The sequence below is a fragment of the Noviherbaspirillum pedocola genome, assembly GCF_016632335.1.
Taxonomy (GTDB): Bacteria; Pseudomonadota; Gammaproteobacteria; order Burkholderiales; family Burkholderiaceae_D; genus Noviherbaspirillum_A; species Noviherbaspirillum_A pedocola.
The window spans coordinates 1-14,321 of sequence record NZ_JAEPBG010000049.1 but is presented as its reverse complement, the minus strand read 5'-3'; the positions used below and the strand labels follow the sequence as shown (position 1 = coordinate 14,321).

The window sequence follows — 14,321 nt, the reverse complement described above, 5'->3', positions numbered from 1 at the left end:
GCGGGGATCGACATTGGCGCGCAATTCCATGTCGTTGCCGTTAGCGCGGACCGGGACCCCAAGCCCGTTCGCTCGTTTCGCAGTTTTACCGCAGACCTGCATGCCCTTGCCGCATGGCTCAAGGACGTTGGCGTGACCTCAGTCGCGATGGAGTCTACCGGCATCTATTGGTTGCCCGTGTACGAAATCCTTGAGGCAAACGGCCTGGAGGTGTTCCTGGTCAATGCTCGGGATGCGAAGAATGTTCCCGGCCGCAAAACTGATGTCAACGATGCGCAATGGCTTCAGCGATTGCACCAGTACGGGCTGCTACGTGCGAGCTTTCGACCACAACAGGATATCGCGACGCTACGGGCCTATCTCCGACAACGCGAGCGCTTGCTCGAGTATGCCGCCGCCCATATACAGCACATGCAGAAGGCGCTCATGCAGATGAATCTGCAGCTGCAGCATGTAGTCAAGGATGTGACTGGCGTTACCGGCATGAAGATTATTCGGGCCATCATCGCTGGCGAACGTAACCCTGCGGTCCTAGCGCAGTATCGCGATGTCAGATGCAGGGCGTCGCATCAAACGATCCATGATGCATTGATCGGTAATTACCGGCCAGAACACGTGTTCGCATTGACGCAAGCCGTTGCCCTGTATGACTTTTACCAAACCGCCGTCGCGCAATGCGACGCCCGGATTGAAGCAGTGCTCAAGGATCTGGCAACACCAAGCGAATCCGCGACAGAGCTTCCTCGTGCACGTTGCAAAAGCAAACAGCCCAATGGATTTGCCTTCGATGTTCGCCAGTCGCTCTTCGACATGTTGGGTGTCGATCTGACCCAAATCCATGGAATGGGCCCATATCTGGCCCTCAAGCTGGTCGCCGAGTGCGGCAACGATATGTCGCGCTGGCCGAGTGCCAAGCACTTCACGTCATGGCTGTCTCTGGCTCCTGGGAACAAGATCTCAGGTGGGAAGATTCTGTCTGCCAAGACGCGACGCTCGTCGAGCCGTGCTGCCGCTGCATTACGGTTGGCTGCCACGACCATTGGGAAAACGCAAACTGCATTGGGCGCATTTTACCGGCGGCTGGCGATGCGGATTGGCAAAGCCAAAGCGGTGACAGCGACCGCCCGGAAGATCGCGGTACTGTTCTACAACACGTTGCGCTATGGGATGACCTACGCCGATCCAGGGGCTACTTACTACGAAGAACATTATCGACAACGTGTCCTGAAGAACCTGATGCGCCGAGCCGATTCACTGGGCTACTGTTTGCGAGAAAAACCGGGTCCCGCGGAGGGAGTTTCTTAGGAAGTTTGCGGCCTACTTCGCGAAGGAGTCGCGGTGAAGTACCAGGCCATGGAGGGACTGCGACATCAGTATCCGCTGCCGCCAATGTGCCGGTTACTGGGCGTATCGACCAGCGGCTATTACGCTTGGCGCGGTCGGAAACCATCGCGTCGCGCGCAACAGGAACCACGCCTGGAAGCGGAAATCCGCGCTGCCCACCGACACACGAGAGAGACGTGTGGGCCAGAGCGCTTGCAGAAGGACTTGGCCGAACACGGCGTGGAAGTCGGTTTGCACCGTATTCGTCGCTTGCGCAAGAAGCTGGGGCTGCGCTGCAAGCAAAAGCGCAAGTTCAAGGCAACAACCGATTCGAAGCACAATCTGCCGATTGCGCCGAACCTGCTCGATCAACGATTCACCGCCGATGCACCAGACCGGGTATGGACAGGCGATCTGACCTACATTCCTACCGATGAGGGCTGGCTATACCTGGCCGGGCTGAAGGACCTGTATTCTGGTGAAATCGTCGGTTATGCGATGGGCGATCGAATGACGCGGCATCTGGTCATGCAGGCACTCTTCCGGGCAGTCTCGCTTCGGCGGCCAGCGCCAGGCCTGATCCAGCATACCGACAGTAATAATACTGGTGCCAATTGGTCCTGGGCGGCCTGACCCGCATAGCGATAGACCGATCATGGAAGAGTTGGTGCCGTGAGGCGTTTCGGACGACCTGACCCACATACCGACCGACACGATGTGCTGTCCTTCCGCGGAACAGTCGGCCGTCCGGGAACGTCGAGCGGCGAGGTTTTGCCTCGCCGATACATGTGACTCAAGAAGGGCCTGACGCTCTGTCGCTTTACTGTCTTGTCCAGGTATCTGGTTGCGGTGAAATCGTCCGCTTCCAAGCCTTTTATAGGAGCAAGGCGCCATGGACAACCAACGGGTGGTCATGGGTGGTGTCGACACCCATAAGGATCTACACGTAGCAGCAGTGGTGGATGAGCAGGATCAGGTCTTGGGAAGTGAATGCTTTCCAAGCACTAGGCACGGGTACAAGCGAATGCTGCTCTGGATGCGCTCTTTTGGCGAGCTTTCCCGCGTTGGTATTGAATGCACTGGAACCTATGGCGCGGGCCTGTTGCGCTATCTGCAGCAAAATGGGGTAACCGTGCTGGAAGTGACCGCGCCGGATAAATGCGATCGCCGAAAACGGGGCAAAGACGATACGATCGATGCGGAGAATGCGGCTCATGCGGCCTTTGCCGGGATCCGCACTGTGACCCCCAAGACACGTGACGGCATGGTGGAATCGCTGCGCGTGCTCAAGGTCTGCCGCAAGACGGCAATTGCTGCTCGCCGCGTTGCCCTGCAGCTGATTCAAAACACTATCGTCAGTGCACCAGATGAGCTTCGCGAATCGCTGCGTAGCATGACGCGCATGCAACTTGTCCGTACGTTGGCCGCGTGGCGCCCTGATCTCTCGGATTACCGGAACTTGACATCGGCTTATCGGATTGCGCTCAAGTCGCTAGGCCGGCGCTATTTGGAACTGCACGATGAGATCGCTGATCTGGACATCATGATTGCCGCCCTTGTTGACGAACTTGCCCCGGACCTGGTGGCGCGAAACTCCATTGGCTACGAGTCGGCAGCTCAACTGCTATTGACAGCAGGTGGCAATAGTGGGCGTCTTCAGTCAGAAGCAAGTTTCGCAGCGTTGTGTGGCGTCAGTCCTGTGCCAGCTTCTTCGGGCAAAGTGACCCGGCACCGGTTGAACCGTGGTGGTGACCGGGCGGCGAACAGTGCATTGCATATCATCGCCATCGGGCGTTTGCGAACCGACCTTCGCACCAAGGCGTACATCACCAGGCGTGTCAATGAAGGACATTCCAAGCTGGAAGCCATCCGCTGCCTCAAACGTTATATTGCCCGCGAGGTCTTCTATATCATTCGACAAAGAAACCGCGAGATAAATCAAACCCAAATCGCCTCTTGACCTTTAGAAGGGCATCCGCGGCAGTCAGTATTGCTCACATGAGTATCGGGCACTGGTAGCGCAGTTCGGCATGCGCGCATCGATGAGCCGGCGTGGGAATTGTTACGATAACGCGCCGATTGAGAGCTTCTGGGGCACGCTGAAAAACGAGCTGATCCACCATCGGCGTTACGCGACACGGGAGGAGGCCCGGCGCGAGATCGCTGAGTACATCGACCTGTTCTACAATCGCCAGCGGCGCCAGGCACGGCTTGGTTACCTATCACCAGCAGCATTTATGCAGCGATACCTTCACCAGGGCGCTGTTTAACACCGCGTTGGCATACACGAATTTCGACTGACCTCAGAGAAAGCCATTGTCAGCGAAGGCGCGATGCCGGCTGACTGGAAGCCGGCCAAGCGGCGCCAGAAGGATGTGGATGCGCGCTGGACCAAGAAACACGGCAAGTCCTACTTCGGCTACAAGGTGTCGGCCAATGCTGACAAGCGCTACAAGCTGGTGCGCAAGCTCAAGGTGAGCACGGCAAGCGAACACGACACCCTGCATTTCGAAGACGTGCTCGATTGCGCCAACACGAGCCGGGACATCCTGGCCGACAAGGGCCATGTCGATGGCGAGCGCGAAGCGCGGCTGAGCAAACAGGGCTGGCGCCTGCACATCCAGCGCAAAGGAAGCAAGGACAAGCCGATCTCTGAGATCCAGCAGCGGCGCAATCATCGCATTGCCAAGACGCGTGCGCGCATCGAGCACGTGTTTGCGGGCTTGGCACAGATGGGCGGCAAGGCGCTGCGCTCCATTGGCCTGGCACGGGCAAGGTTGCACCTGAACTGGAAGGTCGCTGCTTACAACTTGCAGCGTCTCGTCTATCTGAAGGAGGCCGGGGTCGAGGCATTCTGATGCCCGAGGTCCGTCTGGACCGCCGAAAACGGGATCACCACCTGATAAGGAGGTCAGGAAACGACCACGCTCGCGCGTTGCTGGGCACATTTGAACGCCTGGCTCGCTGATGACGGCAAAATCACGTGTTATTCGAGGTGCCCTTCAGCTGTGGGCATGGGTACGCGGCGAGTTGTGCCCGGTATTGCTGGCGTGCCAGTAGTACGGCCGGCGTGTCCCGTTCGCTGGCATGAACGGTTTTTTTTGCGCCGCATGTGCAGCCGCTGCAGCAGTCGATGCACGCAGCTCATGCTCACCGTCACGCCGCATTGCGTTTGCAAGCGCTCGGCGATCTCGGCCAGGGTCAAGTCGTTTTGCTCGGCTAGCCAGTGCTGCACCTGTTCGCAGGCTGCCGCATCGAGCAATCCCGGACGGCCGGCGCGCTTGCGGTCGGGTTCCAATGCCCCGGTGCGGCGATACAGCCGCAGTAACTTCTCGACAAAGGCTTGGCTAACTCCAAAAAAGCGGGCCACTTGTGCCTGCGGGGTTGTACCGCGCTCACAGGCCTGGACGACTTTGCGTCGTAGGTCTACGGAATAAGCAGCGCCCATGATGACCTCCTCAAGGTGGCGGAGCTCTTGGTTAGACCGCATTAATCCCGCTGCATTCCACCGTCTAGCATTCCGACAACTGCGCTAGCAATCGACTGCGCGAATCAATGACTTGGGACTGGTATGAGTTTGCCGAAAAGCTCGCTCACTGGCCGGTCTGAGATTCCCAAATCAGATCAACCACCGGACAGTTGCTCCTCTCCTTTCAGGCAGCGAGGCTCGGAAAGTGACAGGAGACATACCGTCCATCCTCAGTCGAATACGAAGTGGGCTCTCGCTCGGCACAGACGGCTTGCGCATGTTTGCAACGGGTCCGGAAGCGACAACCACTTGGTGGCGATGTCGCCGACGGAATCTCACCGAACAAGGCCTCGGTGAGCACAGTCCCAGCACCAGTGTGGGGAGATAGGATGGATTTCAGTAGTCCCTGAGTGTAAGGGTGCTTGGGCGACTTGAAGATGGCTTCCGTGGGGCCGATTTCGCACAGCTTTCCGAGGTACATGACAGCCACACGATCGGACACATTACGGACCACTGAAAGATCGTGCGATATGAAGAGCATCGCAAAATGAAAGCGCTCCTTCAGTTCTTCAAGCAGATTCAGGATACGGGCCTGCACAGAAACATCGAGGGCTGAGACTGGCTCGTCACAAATCAGCAGGACTGGCTTCGCAATAAGCGCCCGGGCAAGACTAATTCGCTGACACTGACCGCCTGAAAATTCATGAGGTCGGCGACGCCAAACTGCATCGGGATCAAAACCAACTATCTCGAGCAATTCGCGAACCGCGTGTCGGATGCCATCAGGACTTTTGCCGCCGGCTATGACTAGGGGCTCGGCGACGATATCACCGACTGCTCGGCGCGGATTGAGTGATGAGATGGGATCTTGGAAGACCATTTGCATCCGACGGCGTACCGCGCGCAGTGCCTTGGAGTCGAGCCGGGTGAGATCTACGGTATCAAACACGACCTGGCCGGAAGAAGCTTGCTGTAGCTGCATAACAGCGCGGCCTGTGGTCGACTTTCCGCAGCCGGACTCACCAACGAGCGCCAGCGTCTCACCATGTCCAATATCGAAACTGAGCCCAGAAACTGCGGATATGCGTGCGCGCTGCGGTCCATTAAACTCGCAGACTAGATCCCTGACCGACAGCAAAGGCGGCTTGACCAGTGGAATAGAACTATTTCTCATTTTCTACCTCGCCATGAACTGCTCGCCGGCATTCACCGCCAATTGTTTTCCAACTGCATGTCCGAGGGGATGCCAGCAGGCCCATTGGTGCTGCCCCGCCCCTTCGAGAGGAGGTGCGTTCGTCCTGCACTTCACATCCGCGTATTTGCAACGTGGGGCGAAAGCGCATCCCGTGCCTGGGTTCACCAAGTCCGGGGGCCGTCCGTTCAAAGCTTCCAGGCGGCTGTGGGGTAGGGCGTCCGGATTCGGGATTGCCTGCATCAAGGCCTCAGTGTAGGGCATGCGCATGTGGCGGAACAGCTCCTGTGTCGGCGCCCGTTCCACGATGCGTCCAGCGTACATTACCGCTACATCGTCTGCGACGCTGGCGACGGCGCCCAAGTCGTGGCTGATGAACAACATCCCCATGCCGTTGTCGGTTTGCAGCCGTTTGAGAAGCCGCAGTATCTGCATCTGAATCGTAACATCTAGAGCAGTCGTCGGTTCGTCAGCGATAAGTAGTTGTGGCCTGCACGCAAGTGCCACGGCAATCACCACACGCTGCCGCATCCCCCCTGAAAGTTGATGCGGATAGACGTCAAGCTTTTGCTCCGGCGCCGGCATCCCAACTGCCTTCAACAGCTCAATGGTCCGCTCTCGCAGCTCAGTCGCAGAAACGGAGAAGTGCCTCAGCAGGCCCTCCCCGACCTGTGCCCCAATACGCATGACCGGATTAAGGGAAGTCATGGGGTCTTGAAAGACCATGCCCACTTCGCGACCGCGTACTTCTTGCATTTCCTTCTCGGACAGCTTAAGCAAATCGCGTCCCGCCAATCGTACGCCACCGCCAGCCAGGATGCCTGGAGGCTCCGGGACCAGCCGCATGATGGACTTGGCGAGCACGCTCTTCCCGCAGCCCGATTCACCGACGATGCCGAGCGTTTTGCCGGTCTCAAGGATGAACGAAACGCCGTCCACCGCCCGCGCCACGCCGCGAGGTGTCTGAAAATAGGTGCGCAGCCCCTCTACGGAAAGGAGAATTCGAGTGCCCTGTGCATCAGTGCCACTGTTCATTTGGTTCATAGTCCCTGTGCCTTTACGTCAAACATTTTGCGGGCCCGTTCGCCAAGGACATTGACGGCCGCGACACTCAAAAACATCATCAGCGCAGGAAAGAACACCGCCCATGGCGCATCGCGTAAGCTCGCCTTCTCCGCCGCGATGATTCCCCCCCAGCTTGGCATCGGAGGCGGCACGCTCAGTCCCAGGAAGCCAAGCGATGACTCGGCAAGGATGGCCACTCCAAGCATTACCACGCTGTATGCCAGCAAGGCCGGTATGATATTCGGCAGGATCTCGAGGAAGAGAATGCGGGCCGTAGATGCTCCCATCGCTTCCGCCGCAAGCACGAACTCCCGTTGGCGGTACAAAAGCGTGTTCGCTCGCGCCATCCGCGCGAACGCCGGCACAAACAGAACTCCGATGGCAAGCGCTACGTTGCGCGAATTGGCGCCGAACGTGCTGACGATTACGATGGCCAGGATCAGTGGCGGAAACGATAGCAAGACGGTCATGCTGGCCATAACCACGCGTCCCCAACAATTTGCGAAATAACCGGCAACTAGACCCAACGTACCGCCCACGATGAGACCGAAGAGGACGGATCCTACCCCGACGGAAAGCGACACACGTGCACCCAGCAGGCAACGGGCGAACATGTCGCGCCCAAGCGAATCCGAACCGAACCAGTGCTCGGCAGATGGCGGCGCCAGCATTTGGAGAAGATCGCCATCAAAGGCGTTCGGGAGAAGTAACCAGTTTGTTGCGATCGCGCCGACGCCGACAATCATTAGCCAGACGATGGCGATGAGGGGCAGCAGGTCGCTTCTCTGCCATTCGATACTGAGGACGCGCAGCCATCGCGCGCGCAGCGCGCTGGCTGTCCTGCTATTTTTCACCACCAGCATGGAGTACCCTTGGATCAAGAAGAGCGTACAGCGCGTCGATGCCCAGGTTGATGAAAATGAAGGCCGTTGCGATTGTTAGGATGATCCCCTGCATCGTGAATTGGTCGTGCTGGTACACGGCACTGACAAGGAGCTGTCCGATGCCAGGAAGCGCAAACAGCGTTTCGATGACGACTGTGCCTCCGATGAGGCGCCCTACATTCACGCCGATGACCGTGATGAGCGAAAATGAAGAAGGTTTCAGCGCGTGGCGAAACAGGATGGCAGTGGGCCTCAGGCCCTTTGCCCGGGCGACCATGACAAAGTCCTGTTGCAGCGTCTGAATCAGGTCGGTGCGTAGTAGGCGCAGGTAAATGGGAAATTCGCTCAATGCGAGCGTCGCCGTTGGCAAGAACATTGTCCGCAGATTTCCTCCCACCCCCTCGCCCATGTCAACGTAGCCCGATGCAGGCAACAGCCCGGCCGATACCGCTATGCCGTAGATCAGCAAGATCCCAACCAAGTAAGGCGGCATTGACAGGAGCGTCATACAGAGCTGGCCGATTGCCCGATCTACCGCGCTTCCACGTCGGTAGGCACTGAGAATTCCAAGAGGCAGTGCCAGCAGAAGGGCGAAAACCTGCGTTAAAATTAATAATTCAAGGGTAACCGGCAACCGCTGGGCGATCAGGGTCGATACCGACTCGTTGGTCCGATACGAGTGACCAAGGTCGCCGGACGCGGCCTTTTCCAGCCAGATGAAATAGCGTTGATAGATCGGGCGGTCCAGCCCAAGGCTAATATGGAGCTCTTTTACCGCCTGCGGCGTGGCCTGATCGCCCAGGATGGCCACGGCTGGATCTCCGGGCAGCAGGTCGGTCAGCGCAAAAGCCACGACTGTTACTGCCAAGAGTAACAGCCCTGCCAGACCTAGTTGGCGCACGAGCCGCATGGATCAGTCCTTCCAAACCGAGTCAACACGCAGCAGGCCATCCGGCACTTTCTGGATGCCATGCACCTTCGGAGTGGCCAGCATATAGCTGGTGTAATAGTTCAGGAACAGATACGGCATTTGCTGGGTAAGCAAGTCGGATATCGACTTGTAGACCACGTCACGCTGGGCCGGGTCCGTCGTCCTGCGCGCTTTCTCCAAGAGTTGATCCATTTTTGGATCACTGAAGCGCGCATAGTTGCGCGGACTGTCAGATTTGAAAAACTGATAAACATTGAGGTCGGGGTCGGCTCGCCCGGGCCAGCGAAACAAGGAAGCTTCAAACTGGTTGCTGATCGCGTTCTGAATATGCTGGACTTGTTCGAACTGTTTGATCTCGACGTTGACACCAGCGCGCTTCCACATCTGCTGAAGGACCTGGCCGGTCTGCAGCGCCAGTGGCCCGAGCTGGACGCTGAGCGTGATGTTCACGGGCTTGCCGACGGCTTCGAGCAATTCCTGAGATTTCTTCAGGTCATAATTCGGGTAACCATCAACCTTCTCATGCGGCGACAGGCCGGAACCGAATGGAGTGTTGGCCACCTTGTACACATCATGATTGATGACCTTGTTCAGCAAGGGACGGTTGGTGGCGTAAGCGAGGGCGCGCCGCACGCGTACGTCGGCCGTAGGGCCGTTCTTAGCGTTGAACATCACGAAGACCGTGCCGAGGCTACCGGCATCTATCACCTGTAGGTTCTTTGCATTTTCCGCTTCTGCGACGTCCTTCGGGCCGGGGACCAGCATAACGTCCACGTTGCCGGCCCGCAGGCTTGACATCCGTACCTGCTCGTCTGGAATGGGCCTATAAAACACCTTATCAAGAAACGGCTTCCCCTTCTTCCAGTAGCTGGGATTACGAACCGCTTCGAGATAGTTCCCTTTCTTCCACTCCTTGAAGACGAAAGGCCCGGTGCCAACCGGATTCATTCCGTAGTCGGCACCGGATTTCTGAAGTGCCGTCGGCGAAGCCATGATCCCAGCCACATCAGTGAGCACTGCGAGAAAATGCGCGGCCGGCGCCTTGGTGTGAATTCTAACTTCCAGCGGGCCTATTTTTTCGACCGTGGAGATGACCGCTACATCGGCCGTGCAACGGCAATGGTTTTTAGGATCCATCAGACGCTTGAGGTTGAAAACCACGGCGTCCGCGTCGAGCAGTGTGCCATCGTGAAACTTGATACCACCGCGCATTTTCAGGTCGAATGAAGTCAGGTCGTCTGATGCCGTGTAGGACTCCGCGAGGTTGGGAACCAAATTGCCCTTTTCATCGATGTTCAGTAGCGTGTCGTAAAAGGACATCGCGACTTCCCGGTCCGCCAGTGCACCCATGCGCAATGGATCGAAGGTCGGGAAGTCGGCTTCCAGCGCGACATTCAGCACGCCTCCGCGATGGCCGTTGGGGCTTTCGCTTGAGGCAGGGCGGGGAACTATCAGAAGTACGGAAACTAGGACCGCTGCCGCCGTGCACAGGCGATTCACATGAAAAGTATCCAAGTTGTCTCCTAATTGATATAAATCTTCGCACGAGTTCCTTGCCCTGTCACGAGGCTAGCGAATTTATTGCCGTTGATTTTGCGGACGGCCCACAGTTGCGAGCATTGCCGGCGACTTCAAATTGTTTGTGAAAGGGAGCAGCGCCATTCGCCATTGTCGACGATTCGCGGTAAAGACTATCAGTGGGCATCACGTTTTTTACTGGGTCCAACTCGGACGTGGTACGTGAATGCGCCGCGCAGTTATGCTGGCCGTAGCGGGCGCGGTGCTTTGCTGTGTCTTACTTATCGGGCACTTGCACGCAACACGCCTCGTTTCAAGCTGCTAAAAATGGGCGGGTCCCCTTTATGGTTACGCGATTTCCATGGCGCCTGTGGGGGAAGTAGTCCCAGATCGCCAAGTGCTGCGCGCACCGGTTGTCCCAGAAAGCGACCGAATTCACATCCCACTTGAAACGGCATTGAAACTCCGGTCGCTCGACATGCCGGTACAGCATCTGCAGAATCGCGTCGCTTTCCGCGCGCTCCAGCTGGACTATGCGCGTCGTGAACCCGGAGTTTACATACAAGGCGCGTCGTCCCGTCTCCGGATGAGTGCGTACTACCGGATGTTCAGACGTCGGAAATTTTCGGTTGGGATCTGCGGCGGACACGCTTTCGTATTTGTAACGTCCGCGATAAACGTGGTCGCCATCATGAATCGCTGTCAGTCCCTCCAGCAGTCGCTTCAACGGCCCCGACAAGGCATCGTATGCCGCATACATGTTAGAGAACATCGTGTCACCGCCCGACGGCGGAATTTCTGAAAGATGCAGGATGCTGCCCATGGGAGGTTCCGCATCGCAAGAAACGTCTGAGTGCCAGGCTTCGCCGGCAACGTGCTTGGAATTCTCATCCGCGTGGATGACGAGAATCTCGGGATGCTCGGGAATCCGTGCCGGTGCACCGGGGTGAATATGCAGCTCTCCAAAACAGCGGCCAAAATCCTTGTGCTGCTCGATCGTCATTTCCTGGTCGCGGAAAAAAATGACGAGGTTTTCCAGAAGCGCCCGGCGCACTTCATCGAACTGATCTTGCGGCATCGGTCTCGACAGATCGACGCCACGAATTTCGGCGCCTATTACCGGGGTCAGCTTGCGAACATCGATATGCTGAAAATTCAATTGCTCCTCCTTTTATTTTTGGGAATGCGTCTGCTTCCTTGATTCGCCGGGTGCGATATCGCCATCACTCGCACCCATGATCTTTAGACGCGTTTCCCAATGCCGCTAAGACGCAGGCATTGCTGCTCCCGAGGGCAGCATGTTCACTTTGGCGGCGCGGGCAGGCGAGACGGGAAAATCCCGACAATGCTTGCCATTGACCGTGTGCCTTCAATGATTCGTCACACCCATGATTTCGTTCACGTCATAAATTGGCGGACGGGGGTTAGTTTCCCATGTCTTCAATATCTGATGACGTTCTTTGTAAATGGGCGGTATGTCCGACATTCCCGGTGTAAAAAGCCAGAGCCTGAGGAGGTGCCGCTTACGATCAGTTTCCGGATAGTCCTCATATTCTGTTCTGGAATGGAGTACCACGTAGTTGTTCAGAAACTGCATGTCGCCAGGAGCAAAATCCATGTCGAATCGGAATCTTGGGTCTCGAGTTAGCTCGTCGAACAGATCGAGCGCCTCAATTTGGGGCGCCGTCAGTCTTGGCACTTCCGGAAAGCGCTGTGCCGACTCGATGTAGTTCCGGATGAATCGGTTGTATAGCTTGCCCTTGTGGATCGTATAGATCGGCGCCATGGTGTAGGGCTTTTCACCCGGCCCCTCCTCGCCTCGACGGTCGTAGGCGTAAGTGCCGTAGAGAAGAGCAAGCAGGTCCGGCCGGCGCGCCGCGATCTCGTTGTGGATCGTGACTGAACTGGCAATGCTGCTAAGTCCGCCCGCCTTTGCAGGGCGAAGGCAAAGCAGGCCCACGACATCCGCTGCATCGGTGTGAAACGGCAGCATCCGATTTGACTGATAGCCCCGCGCATTCATGTCGACTCGTGGATTCTTCCCCAGGTCATAAACATGTCCCAGAACATCGCCAAATGCGTTCTGCGGCGCGAAGCGCCCTAGATGCGTGCCGATTCCCCAATAAATCACGCCTGCGTCGGCCTTGGTGTACTTCTCAACCGGCAGTCCCTGGACGAGCGCGACTCCGAATCCCGTCTCGAGTTCGGCGCGGATGTCCTCCAGCTTACGGGCAAGCTGAGGAAGAGGAAAATCCTCTTTGGTGATACCTGGCACCGCCCGATTTTGCATCTTTGTATAGGCAAGGGCTGCCTCAAGTTCCGTTATGTCTTGCTGCGACAATTTGAAGATCCAGCGCTGGTCCTTCTTCAGTGTTGCCGCTGACCATGCCGCAGGAGCCAGGCGCGGAACGATTTTTTGATTATCCTCGTGGGCTTTCTGCGATGTCTCTACTGCCTCCATGACTCCTCCTAATGACGTCAATTTTAGGTATAACCAAATTAGATGCCAGCACGTCTCTTTCGTGCCCGGCCAACGTTGTATGCTTAGGCACTAGAAGCGACTATAGGAGTGCCCACAGGAGAATTCCAATGACTTTTCGGGGAACGTCCATAATCGTTTTGATATACATTATTTATTTCCCGTCGCTTATCGTTAAAAATAGAGGTGTTGGGAAGAGCGAGGTGCGGCCTGTTTTTCGACGCCCCCGCATACCATTGATTTCTGTCAAGTATTTCAGATTGAGGAAACTCGAAAGGATGAGGAAATCAAGGGAAGAGCATGAATGCAGCGAGACGACTTCCGACAGGCATCCGGGCGAATCCGTGAAAGAAGACATGTTGTGATGAATACTAAATATCTGCATCGAGGCCTCAAGCTAAAACACCTTCACCTGATAACAGCGCTGCTGCAATATCACAACGTGACTCTCGCGGCCCAATCGCTTAACGTCACACAACCTGCGGTGTCTCGCTCACTGGCCGAGCTCGAAGCAGGACTCGGTGTCAGGCTGTTCGACCGGAACGCGACAGGACTGGAGCCGACGGCTTTCGGCTCTTGTCTGATAAACCACGCATCAACCATTCTTGGCGAGCTCGAGCGCGCCGAACAGGACTTTGAAAGCATCGCAAATGGCCAAAAAAACAGGCTAGCGCTAGGTGGTATCGCAGGAACAACGCTGTCTTTGCTTCCTACCCTGATTGCGATGACAAAACAGCGCATGCCTGAACTAAGTATCTCAGCGCAGGAAAGCGCCATGGAGCTGCTGCTTGCCTACCTGCGCAGCAGTCGGATTGATATAGCCGTCGGCACCATCCCCGATGGAGCAGTGCCAGCGGACATCGATCAGGTTCGAATTTACGACGATGAACTTGTAGTCGTCACCGCACGTAGCCATGCGCTAAGCAACTGTCCCGCGCTGAACTGGAATGATTTACTAGCATACACTTGGATTGTGCCTTCGAAGGCAACCAAGACCCGCCTGCTTATAGAAGAAACGCTGCGCCGCAAGGGCTTTCAGATACCGGAAGATTTAATCGAGTCGGTTTCGGCCGATCTTACGATTGGACTACTCAATAGGATTGAAGCGATTGCATTTCTGCCGGAACGGCGAGCTGAGATCTATCGAAAGAAAGACGTGGTCAGGATATTGCCTGTTCGCCTTCCAAGGATCGTTATGCCGGTTTCTGCGTTTCTTTTGAAGGAACGTAGGCCCACGCGAGGAATGGACGTGTTTCTCGAGTGTCTCTTGAATTTCTCGGGGGACGGAGCGTAACGTACTGGCTGCAGGCCCGACGATAGGGCGCCTCGAAATATCTATGGTCACCCTCCTTTTTGCAAGGGTAGATTTTGGGTTTTGTGATTGGCTTGCCTAAATCTATACGGCGTCTGATTGGAGAGCGTTTCTCCGCGCCACGATGAAAGTCGCGCCCGGCAGTCCT

11 protein-coding genes and 3 pseudogenes are annotated in these 14,321 nt (G+C 56.7%); 6 read left to right on the top strand and 8 right to left on the bottom strand.

The genetic code is table 11. The features are described 5' to 3' along the window. The 5 genes and pseudogenes from JJB74_RS32470 to JJB74_RS32450 form a co-directional block, all read left to right on the top strand. A partial coding sequence (locus tag JJB74_RS32470) for an IS110 family RNA-guided transposase (protein WP_200598688.1) occupies positions 1-1,305 on the top strand: 1,305 nt, incomplete at its 5' end. Beyond that, a pseudogene (locus JJB74_RS32465) lies at positions 1,306-1,917 on the top strand (IS3 family transposase); the annotation flags it as partial. 298 nt (positions 1,918-2,215) lie between these two features. Then, positions 2,216-3,283, top strand: coding sequence for an IS110 family RNA-guided transposase (locus tag JJB74_RS32460; protein WP_200598687.1), 1,068 nt, complete (start codon positions 2,216-2,218; stop codon positions 3,281-3,283). A gap of 16 nt (positions 3,284-3,299) precedes the next feature. Continuing rightward, positions 3,300-3,593 (top strand): annotated as a pseudogene (locus JJB74_RS32455) (IS3 family transposase); the annotation flags it as partial. Positions 3,594-3,629: 36 nt separating this feature from the next. After that, positions 3,630-4,181, top strand: a pseudogene (locus JJB74_RS32450) (transposase); the annotation flags it as partial. A 128-nt stretch (positions 4,182-4,309) separates the two neighbouring features. On the opposite strand, the gene JJB74_RS32445 reads toward JJB74_RS32450, so the two are convergent. The 8 genes from JJB74_RS32445 to JJB74_RS32410 form a co-directional block, all read right to left on the bottom strand. Continuing rightward, positions 4,310-4,771 (bottom strand): helix-turn-helix domain-containing protein, encoded by a 462-nt coding sequence (locus JJB74_RS32445; protein ID WP_200598686.1) that lies wholly within the window; start codon positions 4,769-4,771, stop codon positions 4,310-4,312. A gap of 205 nt (positions 4,772-4,976) precedes the next feature. Then, positions 4,977-5,966: an ABC transporter ATP-binding protein gene (locus JJB74_RS32440; protein WP_200598685.1), complete on the bottom strand. Its 990-nt coding sequence runs from the start codon at positions 5,964-5,966 to the stop codon at positions 4,977-4,979. A gap of 3 nt (positions 5,967-5,969) precedes the next feature. Next, positions 5,970-7,028, bottom strand: coding sequence for an ABC transporter ATP-binding protein (locus JJB74_RS32435; protein ID WP_234485050.1), 1,059 nt, complete (start codon positions 7,026-7,028; stop codon positions 5,970-5,972). Next, a complete protein-coding gene (locus JJB74_RS32430; protein ID WP_200598684.1) occupies positions 7,025-7,912 on the bottom strand; it encodes an ABC transporter permease in 888 nt (295 codons plus the stop codon). Before JJB74_RS32430 ends, JJB74_RS32435 begins: the two co-directional genes overlap by 4 nt. Further along, positions 7,893-8,843, bottom strand: coding sequence for an ABC transporter permease (locus JJB74_RS32425; protein WP_200598683.1), 951 nt, complete (start codon positions 8,841-8,843; stop codon positions 7,893-7,895). The genes JJB74_RS32430 and JJB74_RS32425 overlap by 20 nt, the downstream gene beginning before the upstream one ends. Before the next feature lie 3 nt (positions 8,844-8,846). Then, complete coding sequence (locus JJB74_RS32420; protein WP_200598682.1) at positions 8,847-10,379, bottom strand: ABC transporter substrate-binding protein; 1,533 nt, start codon at positions 10,377-10,379, stop codon at positions 8,847-8,849. Positions 10,380-10,695: 316 nt separating this feature from the next. Further along, positions 10,696-11,541, bottom strand: a complete 846-nt coding sequence (locus tag JJB74_RS32415; RefSeq protein WP_200598681.1) for a TauD/TfdA dioxygenase family protein — start codon at positions 11,539-11,541, stop codon at positions 10,696-10,698. Positions 11,542-11,751: 210 nt separating this feature from the next. Then, positions 11,752-12,843 (bottom strand): TauD/TfdA family dioxygenase, encoded by a 1,092-nt coding sequence (locus JJB74_RS32410; protein WP_200598680.1) that lies wholly within the window; start codon positions 12,841-12,843, stop codon positions 11,752-11,754. A gap of 382 nt (positions 12,844-13,225) precedes the next feature. Between JJB74_RS32410 and JJB74_RS32405 the strand changes: the two genes are divergently transcribed. Next, positions 13,226-14,155, top strand: a complete 930-nt coding sequence (locus JJB74_RS32405) for a LysR family transcriptional regulator (protein ID WP_200598679.1) — start codon at positions 13,226-13,228, stop codon at positions 14,153-14,155. Positions 14,156-14,321 lie beyond the last annotated feature (166 nt).